This window comes from Streptomyces crystallinus (assembly GCF_039521265.1).
GTDB classification, from domain to species: domain Bacteria; phylum Actinomycetota; class Actinomycetes; order Streptomycetales; family Streptomycetaceae; genus Streptomyces; species Streptomyces crystallinus.
In genome coordinates this window covers 259,666-282,599 of record NZ_BAAACA010000001.1, presented here as the reverse complement: position 1 = coordinate 282,599, position 22,934 = coordinate 259,666, and the positions used below count along the sequence as shown (strand labels likewise).

Annotated in this window: 17 protein-coding genes; 7 read left to right on the top strand and 10 right to left on the bottom strand. The window is 71.9% G+C overall.

All coding sequences use genetic code 11. From position 1 onward, the window contains the following. Window positions 1-1,440 (bottom strand): protoporphyrinogen oxidase, encoded by a 1,440-nt coding sequence (hemG, locus tag ABD236_RS01145; RefSeq protein ID WP_344068659.1) that lies wholly within the window; start codon window positions 1,438-1,440, stop codon window positions 1-3. A gap of 122 nt (window positions 1,441-1,562) precedes the next feature. Between hemG and ABD236_RS01140 the strand changes: the two genes are divergently transcribed. Continuing rightward, window positions 1,563-2,942: an FAD-dependent oxidoreductase gene (locus tag ABD236_RS01140; protein ID WP_344068657.1), complete on the top strand. Its 1,380-nt coding sequence runs from the start codon at window positions 1,563-1,565 to the stop codon at window positions 2,940-2,942. Window positions 2,943-2,970: 28 nt separating this feature from the next. Here the strand turns inward: ABD236_RS01140 and hemE are convergent, their stop codons facing one another. Continuing rightward, on the bottom strand, window positions 2,971-4,035 hold the full coding sequence (gene hemE / locus ABD236_RS01135) for a uroporphyrinogen decarboxylase (RefSeq protein ID WP_344068654.1): 1,065 nt from the start codon (window positions 4,033-4,035) through the stop codon (window positions 2,971-2,973). A gap of 91 nt (window positions 4,036-4,126) precedes the next feature. Between hemE and ABD236_RS01130 the strand changes: the two genes are divergently transcribed. The 5 genes from ABD236_RS01130 (at window position 4,127) to ABD236_RS01110 (ending at window position 10,838) form a co-directional block, all read left to right on the top strand. Continuing rightward, complete coding sequence (locus ABD236_RS01130; RefSeq protein ID WP_344068651.1) at window positions 4,127-4,771, top strand: DUF3000 domain-containing protein; 645 nt, start codon at window positions 4,127-4,129, stop codon at window positions 4,769-4,771. 446 nt (window positions 4,772-5,217) lie between these two features. Further along, the gene (locus ABD236_RS01125) at window positions 5,218-5,880 is read left to right on the top strand and encodes a helix-turn-helix transcriptional regulator (RefSeq protein ID WP_019890177.1); all 663 of its coding nucleotides are present in this window, start codon (window positions 5,218-5,220) and stop codon (window positions 5,878-5,880) included. Between the two features lie 113 nt (window positions 5,881-5,993). Next, window positions 5,994-7,277, top strand: coding sequence for an HRDC domain-containing protein (locus ABD236_RS01120; RefSeq protein WP_344068640.1), 1,284 nt, complete (start codon window positions 5,994-5,996; stop codon window positions 7,275-7,277). A 208-nt stretch (window positions 7,278-7,485) separates the two neighbouring features. After that, a complete protein-coding gene (locus ABD236_RS01115; protein WP_344068637.1) occupies window positions 7,486-8,712 on the top strand; it encodes a thiolase family protein in 1,227 nt (408 codons plus the stop codon). Beyond that, window positions 8,709-10,838, top strand: coding sequence for a 3-hydroxyacyl-CoA dehydrogenase NAD-binding domain-containing protein (locus ABD236_RS01110; RefSeq protein WP_344068634.1), 2,130 nt, complete (start codon window positions 8,709-8,711; stop codon window positions 10,836-10,838). Before ABD236_RS01115 ends, ABD236_RS01110 begins: the two co-directional genes overlap by 4 nt. A gap of 85 nt (window positions 10,839-10,923) precedes the next feature. Here the strand turns inward: ABD236_RS01110 and ABD236_RS01105 are convergent, their stop codons facing one another. Further along, the gene (locus tag ABD236_RS01105; protein ID WP_344068631.1) at window positions 10,924-12,081 is read right to left on the bottom strand and encodes a PLL family lectin; all 1,158 of its coding nucleotides are present in this window, start codon (window positions 12,079-12,081) and stop codon (window positions 10,924-10,926) included. Between the two features lie 159 nt (window positions 12,082-12,240). On the opposite strand from ABD236_RS01105, the gene ABD236_RS01100 reads away from it, so the two are divergent. Then, window positions 12,241-12,645, top strand: coding sequence for a PIN domain-containing protein (locus ABD236_RS01100; protein WP_344068628.1), 405 nt, complete (start codon window positions 12,241-12,243; stop codon window positions 12,643-12,645). Here the strand turns inward: ABD236_RS01100 and ABD236_RS01095 are convergent. The 7 genes from ABD236_RS01095 to ABD236_RS01065 all read right to left on the bottom strand — a co-directional run bounded on the left by ABD236_RS01095 (window position 12,612) and on the right by ABD236_RS01065 (window position 22,792). After that, window positions 12,612-14,138: an ArnT family glycosyltransferase gene (locus tag ABD236_RS01095; RefSeq protein ID WP_425543796.1), complete on the bottom strand. Its 1,527-nt coding sequence runs from the start codon at window positions 14,136-14,138 to the stop codon at window positions 12,612-12,614. The genes ABD236_RS01100 and ABD236_RS01095 overlap by 34 nt on opposite strands. Window positions 14,139-14,221: 83 nt before the next feature. Beyond that, on the bottom strand, window positions 14,222-15,697 hold the full coding sequence (locus ABD236_RS01090; RefSeq protein ID WP_344068625.1) for an amino acid permease: 1,476 nt from the start codon (window positions 15,695-15,697) through the stop codon (window positions 14,222-14,224). Window positions 15,698-15,869: 172 nt separating this feature from the next. Then, complete coding sequence (dxs, locus tag ABD236_RS01085) at window positions 15,870-17,783, bottom strand: 1-deoxy-D-xylulose-5-phosphate synthase (RefSeq protein WP_344068756.1); 1,914 nt, start codon at window positions 17,781-17,783, stop codon at window positions 15,870-15,872. Between the two features lie 228 nt (window positions 17,784-18,011). Beyond that, window positions 18,012-19,349, bottom strand: a complete 1,338-nt coding sequence (locus ABD236_RS01080) for a sugar ABC transporter permease (protein ID WP_425543795.1) — start codon at window positions 19,347-19,349, stop codon at window positions 18,012-18,014. Next, window positions 19,346-20,134: an ATP-binding cassette domain-containing protein gene (locus ABD236_RS01075; RefSeq protein WP_344068622.1), complete on the bottom strand. Its 789-nt coding sequence runs from the start codon at window positions 20,132-20,134 to the stop codon at window positions 19,346-19,348. The genes ABD236_RS01080 and ABD236_RS01075 overlap by 4 nt, the downstream gene beginning before the upstream one ends. Before the next feature lie 222 nt (window positions 20,135-20,356). Next, window positions 20,357-21,472 carry a sugar ABC transporter substrate-binding protein gene (locus ABD236_RS01070; RefSeq protein ID WP_344068619.1) on the bottom strand — a complete coding sequence of 372 codons (1,116 nt, stop codon included), beginning with the start codon at window positions 21,470-21,472 and terminating at the stop codon, window positions 20,357-20,359. 120 nt (window positions 21,473-21,592) lie between these two features. After that, window positions 21,593-22,792 carry an ROK family transcriptional regulator gene (locus ABD236_RS01065; protein WP_344068616.1) on the bottom strand — a complete coding sequence of 400 codons (1,200 nt, stop codon included), beginning with the start codon at window positions 22,790-22,792 and terminating at the stop codon, window positions 21,593-21,595. Window positions 22,793-22,934: the final 142 nt, after the last annotated feature.

Genomic DNA, 22,934 nt, shown 5'->3' with positions numbered 1-22,934 from the left:
CTATTGTCCCGCGTCACGCTGAGTGTTCTGCGCCAGGGTCGACGTGGCGATGATCTCGTCCGCCGCGCGCCGGGCCCCGGCGACGCACGCGGGGATGCCCACCCCGTCGTACGCGGCGCCGCAGACCCGCAGTCCGGGCAGCTTCGCCACGGCGGCGCGGACCCGCGCCACGCGCGCGAGGTGGCCGACCGGGTACTGCGGCAGCCCGCCGGTCCAGCGCGTCACCTCGGTGGCGACGGGCTTCGCGGCGAGACCCACCGCCGCCCCGAGGTCGCCCAGCGACATGTCCACCAGGTCGGCGTCGTCGCGCTCCAGGTGCTGCTCCTCGCCGTACCGCCCGATCGAGGTGCGGAGCACGAAGAGGTCGGGGGCCCGGTCGGTGACCCACTGCCACTTGTACGAGGAGAAGGTGGACGCCTTGATCGCGCGGCCGTCGACCGACGGCACAAGGAAGCCCGAGCTGCGCTCCAGGCGCTCCAGGTCGGTGCGCCGGAAGGCCATGGTGACCAGGGCCATCGACGCGTACTCGACGCCGGCCAACTCGGCGGCGGCGGACGGCGACTCGGCGGCGAGCAGCGCGGACGCCGACCGGGCGGGCGAGGCGAGGACCACGCCGTCCGCCTCGATCGCGGGCGCCTCGGGCGCGTCCGTACGCACCAGCCAGCCCTTGGCCGTACGGGTCAGGGCGAGCACCGGCGCCTGCGTGAGGATGCGGCCGCCCGCGGCCCGCACGGCGTCCGCGACCGCGAGCGGCAGGGTGCCCATGCCGCCGTCCAGGCCCATGAAGACCGGGCCGTCCTGTTGCGGCGCGGCGGCGGCCTTCGCCTGGGCCCGGGCCACGCCGTCGAGCAGCGAGGCGTTCTCGCGCGCGGCGGTGTAGAGCTGGGGCACGGCGGCGCGCATCGAGATCCGGTAGGCGTCGCCCGCGTACACCCCGCCCAGGAGCGGTTCCACCAGCCGGTCGACGACCTCGCGGCCGAGGCGGCCGGCGACGAACTCGCCGACGCCGATGTCCTCCCCGACCTCGGTCGGCGGCAGTTCGCGGTCCTGGGCGATCCGGGCCAGGCCCTCGGGGGAGACGATCCCGGCGAGGGAGGCGGGGTCGGCGGGGACGCCCATCAGATGGCCCTTGGGCATCGGCCGCAGCGCGCCCCGGGTCCAGATCGCCGCCGTCGCGGCGGGCGGCCGCAGCCGGTCCGCCAGGCCCACCTCGCGCGCGAGGCCGACGCCCTCGGGGCGGCGCGCCAGCATCGACTCGGCGCCGAGGTCCACGCGCGCACCCGCGATCTCGCCCGCGTACAGCTTGCCGCCGAGGCGGGCGGTGGCCTCCAGGACGGTGACCCGCGCGCCCGACCCCAGCAGGCGGTGCGCGGCGGCGAGCCCGGAGATACCGCCTCCGACGACGACGATGTGCGGTGCGCTGACGGCCGAATTGTCCATGCGCCCACTCTCTCAGACCCCGCCGACAGCCCCGCGCCGAGTGCCGCGCCAGGGGAATTCCCGGGCGCTCCCGCACGTATCTTCCCTGGGAGAGCAGGACGGACCGAGCGAGAGGGTGCGCCATGGCGGCGGAGCGACTGGTGGTCATCGGGGGCGACGCGGCGGGGATGTCCGCCGCGTCGCAGGCCCGCAGGATGAGGGGGCCGGACGACCTGGAGATCGTGGTGTTCGAGCGCGGCCACTTCACCTCGTACTCCGCCTGCGGCATCCCCTACTGGGTGGGCGGCGAGGTGGCGGAGCGGGACAAGCTGATCGCGCGCACGCCCGAGGAGCACCGCGAGCGCGACATCGACCTGCGGATGCGCACGGAGGCGCTGGAGATCGACACGGACGGGCGGCGGGTGCGCGCCCGCGACCTGGAGTCCGGCGAGGAGTCCTGGACGGCGTACGACAAGCTCGTCGTCGCCACCGGGGCCCGGCCGGTGCGGCCGGAGCTGCCGGGCATCGACGCGCCGGGCGTCCACGGGGTGCAGACCCTCGACGACGGCCAGGCGCTCCTGGACACCTTGACGTCGACGTCCGGGCGCCGGGCGGTGATCGTCGGCGCGGGTTACATCGGCGTGGAGATGGCCGAGGCGCTGCTGCGCCGCGACTACGAGGTGACGGTGGTGACCCGGGGCGAGGAGCCGATGTCCACGCTCGACCCGGACATGGGCCGGCTCGTCCACGAGGCGATGGACGCCATGGGCATCACCACGGTCACCGGCGCCGAGGTCACCAAGATCCTCACCGGTGAGGACGGGCGGGTGCGGGCGGTGGCGACGGCGGACGCCGAGTACCCGGCGGACGTGGTGGTCCTCGGCATCGGCGTCGAGCCGCGCACGGAGCTCGCCCGGGCGGCCGGGCTGCCGCTGGGCGAGCACGGCGGATTGCTCACCGACCGCGCGATGCGGGTGCGCGGCCACCAGGACATCTGGGCGGGCGGCGACTGTGTGGAGGTCCTGGACCTGGTCTCGGGCCGCGAGCGGCACATCGCGCTCGGCACGCACGCCAACAAGCACGGCCAGATCATCGGCTCGGGCGTGGGCGGCGGCTACGCGACCTTCCCGGGCGTCGTCGGTACGGCGGTGAGCAAGGTCTGCGACCTGGAGATCGCCCGTACGGGGCTGCGCGAGCACGAGGCGCGCGAGGCGGGGCTCCAGTTCGTGACCGCGACCATCGAGTCCACCAACAGCGCCGGGTACTACCCCGGGGCGGCCGTGATGGCGGTGAAGATGCTCGCCGAGCGGCGTACGGGACGGCTGCTCGGGGTGCAGATCGTCGGCCGTGAGGGCGCCGCCAAGCGCGTCGACATCGCGGCGGTCGCGCTGACGGCGGGGATGACCGTGGAGCAGGTGGTCACCCTGGACCTGGGCTACGCCCCGCCGTTCTCACCGGTCTGGGACCCGGTCCTGGTCGCCGCCCGCAAGGCCGTGTCGGCGGTGCGGGCGGCGGGGAGCTAGGCCTGGGAACCGGACCGCCGGCTCCGGTTCAGCGCGCGGTCCGCGTGTGGACGTGGTCCACCAGGCGGGTGAGCGCGTCCGGGTCCGTCGTCGGCAGCACGCCGTGGCCCAGGTTGAAGACGTGGCCCTCCAGGCCCGCCGCCGCGTCCAGGACCTCGCGGGTCTTCTCCTCGACCGCCTCGGGCGTGGAGAAGAGGACCGCGGGGTCCAGGTTGCCCTGGAGCGCCTTGCCGGGGCCGACGCGGCGGGCGGCCTCGTCGAGCGGGACGCGCCAGTCGACGCCGACGACGTCCGCCCCGGCCTCGCCCATCAGGCCGAGCAGCTCGCCGGTGCCGACGCCGAAGTGGATGCGCGGCACGCCGTACTTCTCGACCTCGCGGAACACCTTCGCGGAGGCGGGCATCACCGAGCGGCGGTAGTCGGCGGGGGCCAGCGCGCCCACCCAGGAGTCGAAGAGCTGGACGGCCGAGGCGCCCGCCTCGATCTGCACCTTCAGGAAGGCGCCGGTGATCTCGGCGAGGCGGTCGAGCAGGTCGGCCCACAGCTGCGGGTCGCCGTACATGAGCGCCTTGGTGTGCTCGTGGTTGCGCGACGGGCCGCCCTCCACGAGGTAGCTCGCCAGGGTGAAGGGCGCGCCCGCGAAGCCGATCAGCGGCGTCTCGCCGAGCTCGGCGGTCAGCATGCCGATGGCCTCGGTGACGTAGTGGACGTCCTCGGGGGTGAGGTCGCGCAGCCGGTCGAGGTCCGCGCGGGTCCGGATCGGCTCGGCGACGACCGGGCCGACGCCGGGCTTGATGTCGAGGTCGACGCCGATGGCCTTGAGCGGCACCACGATGTCGCTGAAGTAGATGGCCGCGTCCACCTTGTGGCGGCGCACCGGCTGGAGCGTGATCTCGGTGACCAGCTCGGGCCGCATGCACGACTCCAGCATGGGGATGCCCTCGCGGACCTTCAGGTACTCGGGCAGCGAGCGCCCCGCCTGCCGCATGAACCAGACCGGCGTGTGCGGCACCGGCTCACGGCGGCACGCCTTGAGGAAGGCGGAGTCATACGTCTGTGTCGGCGGGCCCGAAGGGCGTGCGTTGGCGTTCACGCCCAGAATCTTCGCACGTGCCGCGAAGCCGTCGGCGGGCCCCGGGTGTCCCTACCGGCGCCGGGCGCCCGTTCCGCCTAGTCTTCCCCGCATGGCTGCCGCTCAGGGACGAACTTCGGATGGCGCCGGCGGCACGGACAGTGCGGACGGCAGGACCGTTCCGCTCGTCTTCCGCCAGGCGGTCGACGGGCTGCGGGGCGCGCGGCTGCGCCCCGAGATCGAGGTCGACCCGACCCGGCCGCCGCAGCGGCTGGCGCCGCACGCGTACGCGCTGGAGGCGGCGGTCGTCGAGAACGACCAGGACCTCGCGGACGGTCGTCTCGTGCTGCTGCACGACCCGGCCGGGCACGACGCCTGGCAGGGGACGTTCCGCCTGGTCACGCTCGTACGGGCGGAGCTGGAGCCGGAGATGGCGGCGGACCCGCTGCTGCCGGAGGTCTGCTGGTCCTGGCTGACGGGGGCGCTGGAGGCGCGGGGGCTCTCGTACGGGGAGGCCAGCGGGACGGTGACGCGGGCGGGCTCGTACTACTTCGGGGGGCTCTCGCAGCGGCTGCCCGCCACGCAGATCGAGATCCGGGCGTCCTGGACGCCCCGGGAGGGGCGGGACGGGGTGCCGGACGGGGGGGCGCATCTGGCGGCGTGGTGCGATCTGTTGTGCCAGGTCGCCGGGTTGCCGCCGGTCGCGGGGCCGGACGCGGGGGTTGTCTCGCTGCCGCAGCGACGGGATCCTCGCTAACCGCTGCGCGGGTCCGGCTTTTGCCTGCGGGTGTGTGGTGGGTTGCTCGCGCAGTTCCCCGCGCCCCTAGGTAGTCCGGGCCGTTCGGGCGGTTGTGCGTGGCCCTGAACACCCTCGTTCGTCTGCGGGCCGTGGCCTCTTCTCGCGCAGTTCCCCGCGCCCCTGAAGGCCCGTGGCTGAGCTGCACTCTCCGGCTGCCGGGAACCCCCTGAGGGGCGCGGGGAACTGCGCGACCAGCCACCCACACACCCGCGGACAAAGACCGGGCAGTGACTCCCCCGTCGACCACCTGTCCTAATTGCCCTAAATGTTTCTCACCAAATCGTGATCATTCCCTAAAGGCGGACGGGCAGGCTGCCGAAGAGGTCTGTGACCCTATCTGCACGGTTCGCCCCGGCTTCATCCCCGAGCCGGCTCCGTCCCGCACCTTCCCCCCAGGAGGCCTGGTGTCCGTTCTCCTTGAGCAGCCCGCAAGCCTGGTCGCCTACCGCCCGAACAAGCCGACGGCCATGGTCGTCGTCGCCGACCCCCGAGTCCGCTCCACCGTCACGCGCCACCTGTGGGCCCTCGGAGTACGGGACGTCATCGAGGCGTCGTCCATCGCGGAGGCACGTCCCCGCGTCGGCAACCCGCGCGACATCTGCGTTGCCGACGTCCATCTGCCCGACGGTTCCGGGCTCACCCTGCTGTCCGAGACCCGAGCGGCGGGCTGGCCCAACGGTCTCGCCCTGTCGGCCGCCGACGACATCGGCGCCGTGCGCAACGCCCTCGCGGGCGGTGTGAAGGGCTATGTCGTCACCGGCACCCGCACCAACATCGGCCACCCCAGCCGCCCCGGCGCCGCCCCCATCGGCGCCGCGGCCGCCCGTATGCACCGCCGCCCCCCGGGTGCCCCGAGCCACCCGGGCGGCTACCGCGAGCTCTCCGGGCGCGAGGTCGAGGTGCTGAGACTCGTGGCCGAGGGCCAGTCCAACAAGGCCATCGGGGTGTCCATGGGACTCTCCGCGCTGACCGTGAAGAGCCACCTCGCCCGGATCGCGCGCAAGCTCGGCACGGGCGACCGGGCCGGCATGGTGGCCGTCGCCCTGCGTACCGGAATCATCCACTGACCCAGAGGTCCCGAGGGGCATGCTCCCCCCACAAGGCGCCGTGCGCCCCTCGCGCGCCCGTCGACGGAACGTTCCGTCGACGGGCGCGGCATATACACAAGTACCCTTGACAGGTGACCGACGCCCAAAAGACCGCAGCAGAGACAGCACTGCGAACCACCGGGGGCGCCCCCCCGGACGACGACGTCCCGGTCGATGGGCAGCCGACTCCCCTGCTGGAGCCGCGTGACGGCATTCCGCCCGTCGTAGCCACCGACGAGGAGCTCGCCGAAGTCGTCGCCGCGTTCGCGGCCGGCACCGGCCCGGTGGCCGTGGACGCCGAGCGCGCCTCCGGCTACCGGTACGGCCAGCGTGCCTACCTCGTCCAGCTCCGCCGGGAGGGCGCGGGCACCGCGCTCGTCGACCCGGTGGGCTGCCCCGACCTCTCCTCGCTCGGCGACGCCCTCGCCGACACCGAGTGGATCCTGCACGCCGCCACCCAGGACCTGCCGTGCCTGCGGGAAATAGGCATGGTCCCCTCCAGCCTGTTCGACACCGAGCTCGCCGGGCGGCTCGCGGGCTTCCCGCGGGTGGGCCTGGGCGCGATGGTCGAGAGCGTCCTCGGGTACGCCCTGGAAAAGGGCCACTCCGCGGTGGACTGGTCGACCCGCCCGCTGCCCGAGCCCTGGCTGCGGTACGCGGCGCTGGACGTGGAGCTGCTCGTCGACCTGCGGGACGCCCTGGAGAAGGAGCTCGACCGGCAGGGCAAGCTGGACTGGGCCCGCCAGGAGTTCGACGCGATCGCCTCGGCGCCGCCCGCGCCGCCGCGCAAGGAGCCCTGGCGGCGCACCTCCGGGATGCACAAGGTCCGCCGGCGCCGCCAGATGGCCGCCGTGCGCGAGCTGTGGACGGCCCGGGACAAGGTCGCCCAGCGGCGTGACGTCTCGCCGGGCAAGGTGCTCAGCGACTCCGCGATCATCGAGGCCTCGCTGGCGCTGCCGCTGAACGTCCAGGCGCTGATGGCGCTGCCCGGCTACGGCCACCGGATGGGACGGCGCCAGCTGGAGCAGTGGCAGGCGGCCGTCGACCGGGCCCGGGCGCTGCCGGACTCCGGGCTTCCGCAGCCCGGGCAGGCGGTCGCGGGCCCGCCGCCGCCGCGCTCCTGGGCGGACAAGGACCCGGCCGCCGCGGCCCGGCTGTCGGCCGCTCGCGCGGCGGTGTCGGAGCTGGCCGAGCGGCTGAACATGCCGCAGGAGAACCTGATCACCCCGGACACGGTCCGCCGGGTGTGCTGGGAGCCGCCGGGCGACCGCTCCGAGGCGGCGATCGCCCAGGCGCTGGAGGCGTACGGCGCCCGGCGCTGGCAGATCGAGCAGGTCACACCGCTGCTCGCGGCGGCGCTGGCCGCCAACGGCTGACCCGCACGGCATCCGCGTACCCCCTGACGACCACCGTCGTCAGGGGGTACGGCCATGTCGGGGGCCCGGCGCCGGTGTGACCTTCGCCGCTCCTGCCGCCGGGACTGGGCAGTTTGGTTACCCGCAAGTAGCATGGCGGGGTGAGCGCGCGCTCAGGCGTACGCGACACGCGCAGCAGTGCCATCCCGCACCCTGGAGGAGAGCCATCGTGCCTCGTACCGTCAGGGACGTCGTCTTCGTCGACGGCGTCCGCACCCCGTTCGGCAAGGCGGGCCCGAAGGGCATCTACCACGAGACCCGGGCCGACGATCTCGTCGTCAAGGCGATCCGGGAGCTGCTGCGCCGCAACCCGGGCCTGGACCCCAAGAAGATCGACGAGGTCGCCATCGCGGCGACCACGCAGATCGGTGACCAGGGCCTGACCCTGGGCCGTACCGCCGGCATCCTCGCGGGTCTGCCGCAGTCCGTGCCGGGCTACTCCATCGACCGTATGTGCGCCGGCGCGCTGACCGCCGTCACCTCGGTCGCCGGTTCCATCGCGTTCGGCGCGTACGACGCGGTGATCGCCGGTGGCGTCGAGCACATGGGCCGCCACCCGATGGGCGAGGGCGTCGACCCCAACCCGCGGTTCGTGAGCGAGAAGCTCGTCGACGAGTCGGCCCTGTTCATGGGCATGACCGCGGAGAACCTGCACGACCGCTACCCGCACATCACCAAGCAGCGCGCCGACGAGTACGCCGTGCGCTCGCAGGAGAAGGCGGCGAAGGCGTACGCGAACGGGAAGATCCAGCAGGACCTGGTCCCGATCTCAGTGCGCAACACCAACGCCGAGGTGGGCGAGACCGGCTGGGGCCTGGTCACCGCCGACGAGCCGATGCGCCCGGGCACCACGCTGGAGAGCCTGGCGAACCTGAAGACGCCGTTCCGCGTCCACGGCAACGTCACCGCGGGCAACGCGGCCGGCCTCAACGACGGCGCCACCGCGTCGATCATCGCGTCCGAGGAGTTCGCGCGCGAGAACAACCTGCCGGTCAAGATGCGCCTGGTCTCGTACGCCTTCGCGGGCGTCGAGCCGGAGGTCATGGGCTACGGCCCGATCCCGGCCACCGAGAAGGCGCTGGCCAAGGCCGGTCTCTCGATCGAGGACATCAACCTCTTCGAGGTCAACGAGGCATTCGCCGTCCAGGTCCTCGCGTTCCTGGACCACTACGGCATCGCCGACGACGACGCCCGCGTCAACCAGTACGGCGGCGCCATCGCGTTCGGCCACCCGCTCGCCTCGTCCGGCGTACGCCTGATGACGCAGCTGGCGCGGCAGTTCGAGGAGCAGCCGGAGGTCCGCTACGGCCTCACCACCATGTGCGTCGGCTTCGGCATGGGCGCCACGGTCATCTGGGAGAACCCGCACCACAAGGACGCCGGAGGCAGCAAGTGAGCACCACCGCTGAGCTTTTGAAGGGTGCGGCCGAGCTGTTCCCGGACGAGGTCGTCACCTCGGCGCACGTGCGCCACCTCGACCTGCCGTTCGGCGCGGGCCGGTTCGCGCTGATCACGCTGGACAACGGCTTCGACCACACCAAGCCGACCACCTTCGGCCCCGGCTCGCTGGCGAACCTCAACGCCGCCATCGACCAGGTGGAGAAGGAGGCCGCCGAGGGCACCATCGTCGGCGCCGGTGTCACCGGCAAGCCCTTCATCTTCGCGGTCGGCGCCGACCTCAAGGGCGTCGAGCTGCTGAAGAAGCACGAGGACGCGCTGGCCATCGGCAAGGGCGGCCACGAGGTCTTCAAGCGCCTCGCCGCGCTGGCCGTGCCGACCTTCGCGTACTACAACGGCGCAGCCATGGGCGGCGGTGTCGAGGTCGGTCTGCACTGCACCTACCGCACCGTCTCCAAGGCGCTGCCGGCCTTCTCGCTGCCCGAGGTCTTCCTCGGTCTGGTCCCGGGCTGGGGCGGCTGCACGCTGCTCCCCAACCTGATCGGCGCCGAGAACGCCGTCACGGTGATCATCGAGAACTCGCTCAACCAGAACCGCCAGCTCAAGGGCAAGCAGGTCTTCGACCTCGGCATCGCGGACGCGATCTTCGAGGGCGCCGACTTCCTGGAGCAGTCGCTGATCTGGACCGCGAACGTCCTCAAGGGCGACATCAAGGTCGAGCGCCCCGAGATCGACCGCGGCGAGGCCTGGGACCAGGCCGTCGCCAAGGGCCGGTTCATCGCCGACTCCAAGGTGCACGGCGCGGCCCCGGCCGCCTACCGCGCGCTCGACATCATCGAGGCCGCCAAGGACGGCGACCTCCAGGCCGGTTACGACGCCGAGGACAAGGCGCTCGCCGACCTGATCATGGGCGGCGAGCTCCGCTCCGGCATCTACGCCTTCAACCTGGTGCAGAAGCGCGCCAAGCGTCCGGCGGGTGCGCCCGACAAGTCGCTGGCGCGTCCGGTCACCAAGGTCGGCGTGGTGGGCGCGGGCCTGATGGCCTCGCAGCTCGCGCTGCTGTTCCTGCGCCGCCTGGAGGTGCCGGTCGTGCTGACCGACATCGACCAGGAGCGCGTCGACAAGGGTGTGGGCTACGTCCACGCCGAGATCGACAAGCTGCTCGCCAAGTCCCGTATCAACCAGGACAAGGCCAACCGCCTCAAGGGCCTGGTCTCCGGTGTGCTGGACAAGGCCGAGGGCTTCTCGGACGCCGACTTCATCATCGAGGCGGTCTTCGAGGAGATCGGCGTCAAGCAGCAGGTGTTCGCGGAGGTCGAGGCGGTCGCCCCGGCGCACGCGATCCTCGCCACCAACACCTCCTCGCTGTCGGTCTCCGAGATGGCGTCGAAGCTGAAGCACCCCGAGCGGGTCGTCGGCTTCCACTTCTTCAACCCGGTCGCGATCCTGCCGCTCCTGGAGATCGTGCGCGGCGAGCAGACCGACGACGCGGCGCTGGCCACGGCGTTCGGCGTCGCCAAGAAGCTGAAGAAGACCGCGGTGCTGGTGAAGGACGCCCCGGCGTTCGTCGTCAACCGCATCCTGACCCGCTTCATGGGCGAGATCCAGAACGTCATCGACGAGGGCACCCCGGTCGAGGTCGCCGAGAAGGCGGTCGAGCCGCTGGGTCTGCCGATGTCGCCGCTGGTGCTCCTGGAGCTGGTCGGCCCGGCCATCGGTCTGCACGTCTCGGAGACGCTGAACCGCTCCTTCCCGGAGCGCTTCACGGTCTCCCCGAACCTCGCGGCGGTCGTCAAGGCGGGCAAGCGCGGCTTCTACGTCTACGATTCCGGCAAGCCGGAGCTGGACCCCGAGGTCGTGGCGCTGCTCAAGCAGGGCGACTCGGTCCTCACCGAGGAGCAGACCCGCGACCGCGTCCTGGACGCGGTGGCGCAGGAGATCGGTCTGATGCTCCAGGAGGGTGTCGTGGCCGAGGCCCAGGACATCGACCTCTGCCTCATCACCGGCGCGGGCTGGCCCTTCCACCTGGGCGGCATCACGCCGTACCTGGACCGTGAGGGCGTCTCGGAGCGGGTGAACGGGAAGAAGTTCCTGGCGCAGGGCGTGGCGAGCGTCCCGGCGTAACGCCCCCGCACAGCACACAGGAGGCCCCCCGCGACGCGGGGGGCCTCCTGGCGTATTTCGGGGCGGGCGAGTGGCCGACGGGCCGTCAGACGGTCGTCCAGGGCTCCAGGGCCAGGCCCGGCTCGGTGGTCTTCTGACGGGTGACGCGCAGCCGTCCGTCGGTGCCGAAGGCGGCCAGCACGACCCGCCCCCGGGCGTCGGTGGCCAGCGCCGGCACACCGGCGCACACCTCGCCCGTGGAGGCCCACACCGCGCCCGCCTCCTCGGCCTCCGTGGGGTAGGCGGCGAGCGCCGGGCGGCCGTCGGGGCCGCGCTGGGCCAGCAGGGTGCAGTCGTGGCCGTCCACCGGCGTACGCAGCACGGCGACCGGGCCGTTTGAGGCGCCGCCGAGCGACACGGCCGGGTCGTCCGCGCGGAAGGCCCGCACATCGCCGTTCTCGCCCTCGCGCCAGAAGAAGGTGATCCGGCCCTCGCCGGTGTGCTGGGCGCTCACCGAGCCGTTGGCCACCTGGAGCTTGAGGTCGGGCAGCTGCGCGAACTCGTCGGCGCCCACGGCCTTGGTCCAGCGCATCACCCCGCGCTTGGCCGGGGCCAGCACGTCGATGCGGCCCTCCTCGGCCGTGCTCGCGCAGATCGCGCCGTACGAGCCGGAGCCCGTGAGGTCCTTCCAGTTGCCCCACTTGCCGGAGGACAGCTGGCCGCGGGCGCAGAGCCCGCCCCCGGCGTTGCGGAGGAAGACCCACACGTTGTCGGCGGAGTCCACGACGGCGGCCGGGTGGCCGACCTTGGCGGCCTTCTCCTGGTCGCGGTAGGGGGTGCCGAGCGGGTACCAGTCCTTGACCGGGCGGCCCGGCTGGTACTGGATGGCGTGGACGACGTCGGTCCTGGCCTCACCGGCGGGCGTCGTGGTGCGGCGCAGGGCGACCAGGTGCACATAGCCGTCGGCGCCCTGGGCGAGGGTGAGGCGCGGGTCCAGGCCGGGGGCCGGGGCGACCAGCTCGGGGCCGGTCCACTCGGGGCCGCCGGGGTGCGTCTCGGTCCAGCGGAGCACCCCGCCGGCGGTCGGCGCGTACGCGGTCAGCCGGCCGTCCTTGCCGCGCAGGAGCCAGTCGGTGACCGCCGGGGAGCCGTCGGGCAGCGCGGGGGCCGGGACGGGGCCGAAGACGGCGGCGGGTGCGGCGGTGGGGGTCCCGGGCTCCTGGCCCGCCTGCCCCTTCGAGGTACGCGCAGGCTTGAACGCCATGGCTCACCGACCACCTTTCCCTACCAGATCCGCGATGAGCGGCCGGATGCGACACACCATGAGACCCAGCGACAATAACACTCGCCCCGGGGCCCGGATTTCGCGGGATTTCCCCGGCCCGACGTGCGATTTTCCCCCCTCCCGTGACACGCTGCCGGGATGGTGACGAGCGCGCTGGTGATCGTGGACGCGGCCAATGTGGTGGGCTCGGTCCCGGACGGCTGGTGGCGGGACCGGCGCGGCGCGGCGGAGCGGCTGCGCGACCGTCTGGCGGGGTACGCCGAGACCGGTCTGCCCGGCTGTCCGGGCCCCGTCGACCTGGTCCTGGTGGTCGAGGGCGCGGCCCGCGGCGTGGAGCCGGTGGCGGGCGTACGGGTGGAGTCGGCGCCCGGCAGCGGCGACGACACGATCGTGGAGCTGGCCGCCGCCCGCGCCCCGGGCAGTACGTGCCTGGTGGTGACGGCCGACCGGGAGCTGCGCCGCCGGGTGGAGGCCCACGGGGCGCGGTGCGTGGGGCCGCGGGCGGTGCGTCATCCGGCCGGGGAGGCGGCGGACGCGGACTGAGTGCGTACGTACAGCACGGCCCCGTCGACGGTCCCGGCCAGCGGCTCGTAGTGGGCGGCCAGCAGCCGGCGCAGGCTGGGGAGGCGTTCGGGGCCGTACGGCTCGCCCCGGGAGTCGTCGACGATCAGCGCCGGCGGGCGCTCGGCCAGCTCCGTGCGGAAGACCGGCCAGGAGCCCGCCACGCCGTACTTCTCGCCCACCTGGGGGCCGTCGCGGCCGCCGCTGTAGTTGGTGAGGAGCCCGGCGGTCAGATAGCGGGTGGCGGGGGCGCGGTGGGAGAGCCAGTACGTCTCGGGGTGTATCCCCCACACCAGGACCGGCTCGTGCGGCGCGGAGCGCTCCCGTACGGCCGCGGCCAGCCGCTCGGCGTGGGCCAGTTCGGGGCGCGGGGCGAGCAGGCCCCAAGTGAGGAAGAGCGCGCAGGCGCAGGCGGAGGCGAGCAGCGCGGCGGTGAGCCGCTGCGGCGGCAGGATCTGGAGCGCGGCGGCGGCGAGCAGCACCAGCGGCGGGACCAGCTGGAGGTAGTAGTGGCCGAAGAAGTGGAAGCCGGTGAGGACGGCTCCGGCCGATGAGGCGAGCCACAGCCACACGTCGGCGGCGCCGGTCCTGGCGATCCGCAGCACCCGCACCACCGGCGGGACCAGCCCCGCGCAGGCGAGCGCGAGGAGCGCGGTGTTGGCCAACCCCCGGGCCAGGACGTGGAGTTCGGAGCCGGTGAAGGAGGCGTAGGCGCCGGAGCCGGTGACGGTCCAGAACAGGAACCCGGCCGGGCCGGTGAGCAGCGCCCCGAGCAGCACCGGGCCGCACAGGCCCGCGCCGGCGCGCAGCAGGGCGGCGCGGCGCGGCGCCGCCGTGCGCCACAGCAGCCAGAGCACCGGGACGAGGGCGGCGCCGCCGGTCTGCTTGGTGAGCACGGCCCCGGCGACGGCGAGCCCGGCGCGGGCCCACTGGCCCCGGTCGGCGCAGCGCACGGCCGCCACCGTGAACGGCAGCATGAACACCTCGAAGGTCGCCGCCTGGGTGTCCTCGGGGTTGAGGCCGATGGAGACGAGCAGGTGCAGCACGCCCGCGACCCGGCCGGCCCGGTCGCCCCAGCGGCGGCGGGCGGTGGAGGCGAGGAGCACGGCGGTGAGCAGCTGCGCCCCCAGTGCCGCGACGCGCAGCGGGCCGAGCGAGGTGTCGCCGAACACCGCGAAGGCGGCCTCGTACAGCCAGGGCAGCAGCGGCGGCTTGCGGTCGACCACGGTGTCGTACAGCGCTCCCCCGGCGGCGAGCTGGCGGGCCTGGACGGCGAGATAGCCCTCGTCGGGGTTCCACAGGGAGTGCCGGAAGGAGGGCAGCCGGGTCAGTACGGCGAGGGCCGCGAGCGCCGGCAGCAGCCGCGTCCAGTATCCGGCGCCGCGCCCGGGCACCGGCTCCGCACGCGGCCGCGGCACCCGTGACGTACGTACGGAGAGTGACGGGGCGAGGGAACCGGTGGGCGTACGGTGCACGGGGTGCACGCTATCCGGCCCCGCAGTTCCCACCGAAGCGGGACATACGGGGCCGTGCGATCAACTCCGGGAACCGGGAGTGGTCACTCCACGTCGATGCGGCTGTGGGAGCGGCCGTACAGGAAGTACACGACGAACCCGATCACCATCCAGATCGCGAACCGCAGCCAGGTCTCGGCGGGCAGGTTGAGCATCAGCCACAGCGAGGCGGCCACCGACAGGATCGGCACCCAGGGCACCAGCGGGGTGCGGAAGGCGCGGTGCAGATCGGGCCGGGTGCGCCGCAGGATGATCACGCTGATCGCGACGACGACGAAGGCGAAGAGGGTGCCGATGTTCACCAGCTCGGCCAGTTCGCTGAGGCTGGTGAAGCCCGCGAGGATCGCGATGATCACGCCGAGCAGGATGGTCGGGCGGTGCGGGGTGCGGAAGCGGGGGTGGACCCGGGAGAAGAAGCGGGGCAGCAGGCCGTCCCGGCTCATCGCGAAGAACACCCGGGTCTGGCCGAGCAGCAGGATCATGCAGACCGTGGTGAGGCCGACGGCGGCGCCGAAGCTGATGACACCCGCGAAGAACGGGTGCCCGGTGGCCTTGAAGGCGTCGGCGAGCGGGGCGTCGATGGAGAGCTGGGAGTAGTGCTGCATCCCGGTGACGACGATCGAGACGGCCACATAGAGCGCGGTGCAGATGAAGAGCGAGCCGAGGATGCCGCGCGGCATGTCCCGCTGCGGGTTCCTGGTCTCCTCGGCGGCGGTGGCCACGATGTCGAAGCCGATGAAGGCGAAGAAGACGACCGAGGCGGCGGTGAAGATGCCCATCACACCGAAGTTGGTGGGCGCGTACCCCGACATCAGCTCGATCAGCGGCGCCTGGAGGTTGCCGCCCGCCTCCTGCGGCTGGGCCTTGGGGATGAACGGCTTGTAGTTGTCGGACTTGATGAAGAAGGCGCCCGCGACGATCACGATCAGCACGACGGTGACCTTGATGGCCACGACGACCGAGGTGACGCGTGCGGAAAGCTTCATGCCGAAGACCAGGATGGCGGTCAGCACCAGGACGAGGGCGGCGGCCAGGATGTCGAAGCCGAAGCCGTCGGCGCCCTCGCGCCCGGACAGCGAGTCCGGCAGGTGCCAGCCCGCGTTGTCCATCAGCGAGCGCACATAGCCCGACCAGCCGACCGCGACCACCGCGGTGCCCAGGGCGAACTCCAGGACCAGGTCCCATCCGATGGTCCAGGCGGGGAGCTCGCCGAGCGAGGCGTACGAGAACGTGTAGGCGGACCCGGCCACCGGGACCGTGGAGGCGAACTCGGCGTAGCAGAGCGCCGCCAGGGCGCAGACCACGCCGGCCGCCACGAACGCCAGCGAGACCGCGGGTCCGGCGTTCTCCTTGGCGACCTTGCCGGTGAGGACGAAGATGCCGGTGCCGATGATGACACCGACCCCGAAGACCGTCAGATCGAGGACCGACAGCGACTTCTTGAGTGCGTGCTCCGGTTCCTCCGTGTCCGCGATGGACTTCTCAATTGATTTGGTCCGAAACAGACCGGTACCAGCCACCTTGTGCACCTCCGCTAGCTCATGTCCCCGTCATGATCGGGACGAGTGGCGTCACGGGTAGCGGGCGGCGGCCGGAATTCACGCGAACGGGCCGGTCCAACCACCCGTACAGGGCGATCGAACCGGCCCGTTGACCGGTGCGCAAGCCCGCCGGGGCCGCGCGTCAAAGGTGTCAGTCGCGCGCGGGCTCCACGGCGCTCGCGCTCTCCAGGCCGCCGAGCTTGGCGACCAGGCCGGTGACCTGGCGCGCGATGTCCGGCGCGGTCAGCCCGATCTCGGCCATGACCTCCTTGCGGGAGGCGTGGTCGAGGAAGCGCGGCGGGATGCCGAAGTCGCGCAGCGGCACGTCCACGCCCGCGTCGCGCAGCGCCTGGGCGACGGCCGAGCCGACCCCGCCGACGCGGCTGTTGTCCTCGACGGTGACGACGACCCGGTGGGTCTCGGCGAGCGGCGCCAGCGCCTCGTCGACCGGCTTGACCCAGCGCGGGTCGACCACGGTGGTCGAGATGCCCTGGGCGTCCAGCAGGTCGGCGATCTCCAGGCACATCGGGGCGAGCGCGCCGACGGAGACGAGGAGCACGTCCGGGCGGTCCGCGTCGGACGCGCGCAGCACGTCCATGCCGCCGATCCGGCCGACCGCCTGGACCGCCGGGCCGACCGCGCCCTTGGAGAAGCGCACCACGGTCGGGGCGTCCTCGACCGCGACCGCCTCGCGCAGCTGCGCGCGCACCTGGTCGGCGTCGCGCGGGGCCGCGATCCGCAGGTCGGGGACGACCTGGAGGATCGACATGTCCCACATGCCGTTGTGCGAGGCACCGTCGGTGCCGGTGACCCCGGCCCGGTCCAGTACGAACGTCACACCGCACTTGTGGAGGGCGACATCCATCAGGACCTGGTCGAAGGCACGATTGAGGAAGGTGGCGTAGACGGCGAAGACGGGGTGCAGCCCACCGGTGGCGAGGCCCGCCGCGGAGACCGCGGCGTGCTGCTCGGCGATGCCCACGTCGTAGACCCGCTCGGGGAAGGCCTTGGCGAACTTGTCGAGGCCGACCGGCTGGAGCATGGCCGCGGTGATCGCGACGATGTCCTCGCGCTCCTTGCCGAGCTTGACCATCTCCTCGCCGAAGACCGAGGTCCAGTCGAGGCCCGAGGTCGACACCGGCAGACCGGTGTCCGGGTGGATCTTGCCGACGGCGTGGAAGCGGTCGGCCTCGTCCGCCAGGGCGGGCTGGTAGCCGCGGCCCTTCTCGGTGAGGCAGTGCACGATGACCGGGCCGCCGAAGCGCTTGGCGCGGGTCAGCGCGGACTCCAGCGCCTCGATGTCGTGGCCGTCGATGGGGCCGACGTACTTCAGGCCCAGGTCCTCGAACATGCCCTGCGGGGCGATGAAGTCCTTGAGGCCCTTCTTGGCGCCGTGCAGCGTCTCGTAGAGCGGCTTGCCGACGACCGGGGTGCGCTCCAGGAGGTCCTTGCCCTTGGCCAGGAAGCGCTCGTAGCCGTCGGTGGTGCGCAGGGTGGCCAGGTGGTTGGCGAGGCCGCCGATGGTCGGCGCGTAGGAGCGCTCGTTGTCGTTGACGACGATGACCAGCGGGCGGTCCTTGGCGGCGGCGATGTTGTTCAGCGCCTCCCAGGCCATGCCGCCGGTGAGCGCGCCGTCGCCGATCACCGCGACGACGTGGTCGTCCTTCTTCAGCACCTCGTTGGCCTTGGCCAGTCCGTCGGCCCAGCCCAGCACGGTGGAGGCGTGGCTGTTCTCGATGACGTCGTGGTCGGACTCGGCCTGCGAGGGGTAGCCGGAGAGGCCGCCCTTCATCTTCAGCTTGGAGAAGTCCTGACGGCCAGTGAGGAGCTTGTGCACATAGCTCTGGTGGCCGGTGTCCCACAGGACCTTGTCCCGGGGCGACTCGAAGACGCGGTGCAGCGCGATGGTGAGCTCCACGACACCCAGGTTGGGGCCGAGGTGCCCGCCGGTCTTGGAGACCGCGTCCACGAGAAAGGTCCGGATCTCAGCGGCCAGCTGGTCCAGCTGCTCCGGGCTGAGCCGGTCGAGATCGCGCGGTCCCCTGATACGGGTAAGCAGCGGCACCCGTGCCTCCTTGCATCCGTGCTGGTCGAGCATGCCGATTTGGCCGAGTCTAATGTTCCGCCCGCGACGGCGGTCATCGGGCGGTACGTTCCGGGTCACGCAAATGGCTGACATCCGCGCCCACGCACGGACGTGCCCGGCGCCGCGAAGGGCACCGGGCACGTTCGTGCTCCATCCGTGGGGGTCCCCCTCGCCCCGTAGGGGAGCGAGGGGGACAGAGGCCGCGGGTCAGGCGCGACCTGCGGACTTCTGGGTCTTGCGGGTGACCGCGTCGATCACGACGGTCGCGAGCAGTACGCCACCCGTGATCATGTACTGGATCGGCGAGGCGATGCCCTGCAGGGCCAGGCCGTACTGGATCGAGGTGATCACCAGCACACCGAGCAGCGCGTTCCAGGTGCGGCCGCGGCCGCCGAAGAGGCTGGTGCCGCCGATGACGGCCGCCGCGATGGCGTTCATCAGGAGCTCGCCGCTGCCGGCGCCCTGGTTGGCCGCGGTGATCTTCGAGGCGAGGAAGAGGCCGCCGATGGCGGCGAAGGTGCCGGAGATCGCGTAGATCGAGGTGCGGATCATCACCACGTTGATGCCGGCCCGGCGGGAGGCCTCGATGGAGCCGCCGAGCGCGAAGACCTTGCGGCCGTACGCGGTGCGGCGCAGCACGAAGTCGGTGATGACCAGGACCGCCAGGAAGAGCACCACCGCGAGCGGGAGGCCCTTGTACTGGTTGTAGACGGCGGCGACGCCGAACGCCGGGATCGCCAGGAGCACCGTGCGCAGCACGATCTCGCTGAACGGGCGGGACGGCACCCCGGCCGCCTCGCGGCGCCGGCTGTCCATGAGCGAGGAGAGGAAGAACGCCGCCACCGCGATCACGGCCAGGCCGTAGGCGGCCGCCACATCGCTGAAGTAGTAGCTGGTCAGCTTGGCGACCAGGCCCTCGGAGTCCAGGTTGATCGTGCCGTTGCTGCCGAGGATCTGGAGCATGAAGCCGTTCCAGAACAGCAGACCGGCCAGGGTCACGGCGAACGCGGGGACGCCGATCTTGGCGAAGACGAAGCCGTGGATGGCGCCGGCGACGGTGCCGGTGAGGATCGCCAGGACCAGGGCCAGCCACTCGGCCATGCCGTGGGTGACGTTGAGCACCGCGAAGGTGGCGCCCGCGACACCACTGACCGAGCCGACCGACAGGTCGATCTCGCCGAGCAGCAGCACGAAGACGATGCCGGTGGCGATCATGCCCGTACCGACCATCGCGACGGAGATGTCGGAGAGGTTGCCGGCGGTCAGGAAGTTCGAGTTCAGGCTCTGGAAGATCGCCATGATGACGATCAGACCGACGACGACCGGCAGCGACCCGAGGTCGCCCGCCTTCATCTTGCGCTTGAACTCGGACAGGTAGCCCGCGAAGCCCTGCTCGCGCACGAGCAGGCGCGGGTCGACGGCGGTGACCGCCTCGCCGGCGGCCGGCGGCGCGTCCACGGGGGCCTCGTGCGGCTTGTCGAGGTGGATGGGCGCGGTCGGGTCGGCCGCCGCGCTGTCCACGGGGGAGGTCTTGTCGGTGCTCACTTCTGAACCTCCGCGTTACGCGCCGCACGGCGGGTCACGGCGTTGTCCGTGGCGCCGGTGATGGCGGAGATGATCTCTTCCTGCGAGGTGGTCTTGACCTCGAAGACGCCGTTGTTGCGGCCCAGGCGCAGCACGGCGACCTTGTCCGCGACGGCCTTCACATCGGCCATGTTGTGGCTGATGAGGATGACCGCGTGACCGCGCTCGCGCAGCCGCTCGACCAGGTCGAGGACCTGCGCGGTCTGCTCGACGCCGAGGGCCGCGGTCGGCTCGTCGAGGATGACGAGCTTGGGCTCGCCGAGCATCGAACGCGCGATGGCGACGGTCTGGCGCTGGCCGCCGGAGAGCGACGCGATCGGGATGCGGACGCTGGGGATGCGGATCGACAGCGTGGTGAGCAGCTCGCGCGAGCGGCGCTCCATCTCGACCTCGTCGAGGACACCGCGCTTGCGCAGCTCCCGGCCGAGGTAGAGGTTGCCGACGACGTCGATGTTGTCGCAGAGCGCGAGGTCCTGGTAGACGGTCGCGATGCCCAGGCTCTGGGCGTCGTGCGGCTTGTTGATCGTGACGGACTTCCCCTCCCACTCGATGACGCCGTCATCGATGGGGTGGACGCCGGCGATCGTCTTGACCAGCGTGGACTTTCCGGCACCGTTGTCGCCCACCAGGGCGACCACCTCACCGGCGTGGACCTCAAGCTCTACGTCGGTGAGCGCCTGAACGGCACCGAACCGCTTGGAGACCCCGCGCAACGCCAGCACGGGCGTAGCGGACACGTGAACCATCTCCTTCGCCGCCTGACCGGCGGGGATGCCGCGCCCGAGGAGGGGGGCGCGGAGGTTTGAGCAGAAGAGAACAACTGAGGAGGGCGGAGAAGCGTTCCGTCCGGCGCCCCGCCCGATAGCGGGGGCTGAGAAGGAGGGCGGGGCGCCGGAGGGGCTTCGGGGGCCGGGCGGCCGGGTGTACGTGGAGGAGATCCTCGTACCCGGCCGGTCCCGGCGGGAGGACTACTTCAGGCCGAGCGCGTCGCAGGCGGCCTTGTAGTTCGAGGTGCAGATCTCGTCGACCTTGTAGATGCCGTCCTTGATGACGGTGTCCTTGATGTTGTCCTTGGTCAGCGACACGACCGGGAGGATCACCGACGGGACGCCCTTGGTGGTCGGGCTGTCGACCTTGGACTTCGCGATCGAGTCCAGCTTCTCACCCTTGGCCAGCGCGACGGCCATCTCGGCCGCGATCGGGCCTTCCTGGACGTACGGCTTGTAGACGCTCATGAACTGCTCGCCCGCGACGATGCGCTGCACGCCGGCGAGTTCGGCGTCCTGGCCGGTGACCGGGGGGAGCTTGGGCAGGCCCGCGGCCTTGAGGGCCGTGATGATGCCGCCCGCCATGCCGTCGTTGGCGGAGTAGACACCGATGATCTTGTCCTTGCCCAGGGCCGAGATCGCGCCCTCCATGTTGGCGTTGGCGTTCTCCGGCTTCCACTCCTTGGTGTCGTACTCCTTGCCGATGTTCACCTTGCCGTCGAGCTCGGCGTGCGCGCCCTTCTTGAACAGCGCGGCGTTGGGGTCGGTGATCGCGCCGTTCATCATCACGATCTGGCCGTCCTTGGCCTTCGCGCCCAGCGCGTCGACCAGCGCCTTGCCCTGCACATGGCCGACCTGCTCGTTGTCGAACGAGGTGTACGCGTCGATCGGACCCTCGGCCAGCCGGTCGAAGGCGACGACCGGGATACCCCGGTCCTTGGCCTTCTTCACCGCACCCGCGATCGCCTTCGAGTCCACCGCGTCCACGATCAACGCGTCGACCTTGTTGGTGATCATCGTGTCGACCTGCTGCGTCTGCGTCGTCGCGTCCTGCTTGGCGTTGGCGTAGACGACCTGGCCCTTGCCGTTGGTCAGCTCGCTGACCTTCTTCTCGATGAGCGGCTTGTCGAACTTCTCGTAACGCGCGGTCTGGTTCTCCGGCAGGAGCAGACCGATCTTGATCGCGTCGCCCTTCTTGGAGCCGGTCGACTCCTTCGTCTTGTCGCCCGACTCCTTGGCGCTTCCGCAGGCGGCGAGAGAGACGGCCATCGCGGTGGCGGCCACGGCCACGGCGGCACGACGCATACGCGTGTTCATTCTGAAACCTCCCTGACGAGGCCGCGACGTTGCGGCCGAGGTGGCTGGAAGTCAACTCGGCTGCAGGGCCACCGTCAAGGAGTAAATCCTTAACGAGATGACAACGGTGCCATCCGTTATCTAAGTGAAGGCAGGAGTCCCGGCCGGAACGGCACTCTCAAGCAGGGTCGAATCGCCCATTTCACTCAGTACCAGAGCCAGCGCGCCGAGCACCTCGGCGCGCCCGCCCAGGGCACCCGGAAGGACCGAAAGCTGCCGCGCCGCACTGGGGATGGCGTACCGCGACACGGAGTCCCTGATGGGCCCCAGGACCAGTTCCCCGGCCTCCGCCAGATCGCCGCCGAGCACCACCCGGCTGGGGTTGAGCAGATTGCAGAGGTTGGCGACACCGCTGCCGATGTGGCGGCCCACGTCGGCGACCACCCGGCGGCACCCCGGGTCGCCCTCGCGGGCCAGCTGGACCACGCGCTCCATGGTCAGATCGGCCCCGTGGCTGGACTGGAGCAGCGGCAGCACGTACCGCGCCGCGGTGAAGGTCTCCAGGCAGCCGCGGTTGCCGCAGCGGCAGACCGGCCCCGACTCGTCCAGGGTGATGTGCCCGATCTCGCCGGCCGTGCCGCCCGGGCCCCGGTAGATCTGCCCGTCGATCACCAGACCGGCGCCGACGCCGCTGGCCACCTTGATGTACGCCAGGTCCCTGACCCCGCGCCCGCTGCCCCACACCAGCTCGCCCAGCGCGCCGAGGTTGGCGTCGTTGTCCACGTACACCGGCACGCCCAGGCGGCCCGAGAGCTCCTCGCTGGGGTTGATGCCGGTCCAGCCCGGCAGGATGGCCGTGGAGCCCAGCGTGCCCGACACGACGTCGATGGGCCCGGGCACGCCCAGGCCCACTCCGATGACCTTGTCCTGGCCGATGCCGGTGGCCGCGATCAGCCGGGTGACCAGCTCTTCCGCCCGGCCGAAGCCCTGCGCCGAGGAGGCGTCGACGTCCAGCGGCTCGGACTCCTCGGCGAGCACCTGGTGGGCCAGGTTGCCGACCGCCACGCGCAGATGGGTGTGGCCGAAGTCGACGCCGATGACGATGCCCGCGGAGCCGCTGAGCGAGACGCTGCGGGCCCGCCGGCCGCCCGCCGAGGTGGGGGTGACCTCGACGGTTCCGCCGTCCTTCAGTTCACGAACGATATTGGAGACCGTGGCCGCGGACAGGCCCGTGGTCCTGGCGATCTCGGCCTGGGTGAGCGAGCCCGCCATGCGCACCGCGCGTACGACCCGCTCCAGATTGGCCCGGTGCAATGACGTCTGCGACCCCGGAGTCTCCATCGACTCATCCACTCCCGCCGTAGGCGGGCGGCACGACGGCCGCCCTCGCACGAGGCCGCAGCTTTGAGGCCTCGCCCTATCTCCAACATGTGAACTCTAAGCTGAGCCTTTCGGGTTGTCTCCCGTCAAGACCTGAGCAGTG

Coding starts and splice junctions, on each gene's coding strand:
- hemG (WP_344068659.1), bottom strand. CDS start 1,440: ATGGACAATTCGGCCGTCAGCGCACCGCACATCGTCGTCGTCGGAGGC.
- ABD236_RS01140 (WP_344068657.1), top strand. CDS start 1,563: ATGGCGGCGGAGCGACTGGTGGTCATCGGGGGCGACGCGGCGGGGATG.
- ABD236_RS01130 (WP_344068651.1), top strand. CDS start 4,127: ATGGCTGCCGCTCAGGGACGAACTTCGGATGGCGCCGGCGGCACGGAC.
- ABD236_RS01105 (WP_344068631.1), bottom strand. CDS start 12,081: ATGGCGTTCAAGCCTGCGCGTACCTCGAAGGGGCAGGCGGGCCAGGAG.
- ABD236_RS01100 (WP_344068628.1), top strand. CDS start 12,241: ATGGTGACGAGCGCGCTGGTGATCGTGGACGCGGCCAATGTGGTGGGC.
- ABD236_RS01075 (WP_344068622.1), bottom strand. CDS start 20,134: ATGGTTCACGTGTCCGCTACGCCCGTGCTGGCGTTGCGCGGGGTCTCC.
- ABD236_RS01070 (WP_344068619.1), bottom strand. CDS start 21,472: ATGAACACGCGTATGCGTCGTGCCGCCGTGGCCGTGGCCGCCACCGCG.
- ABD236_RS01065 (WP_344068616.1), bottom strand. CDS start 22,792: ATGGAGACTCCGGGGTCGCAGACGTCATTGCACCGGGCCAATCTGGAG.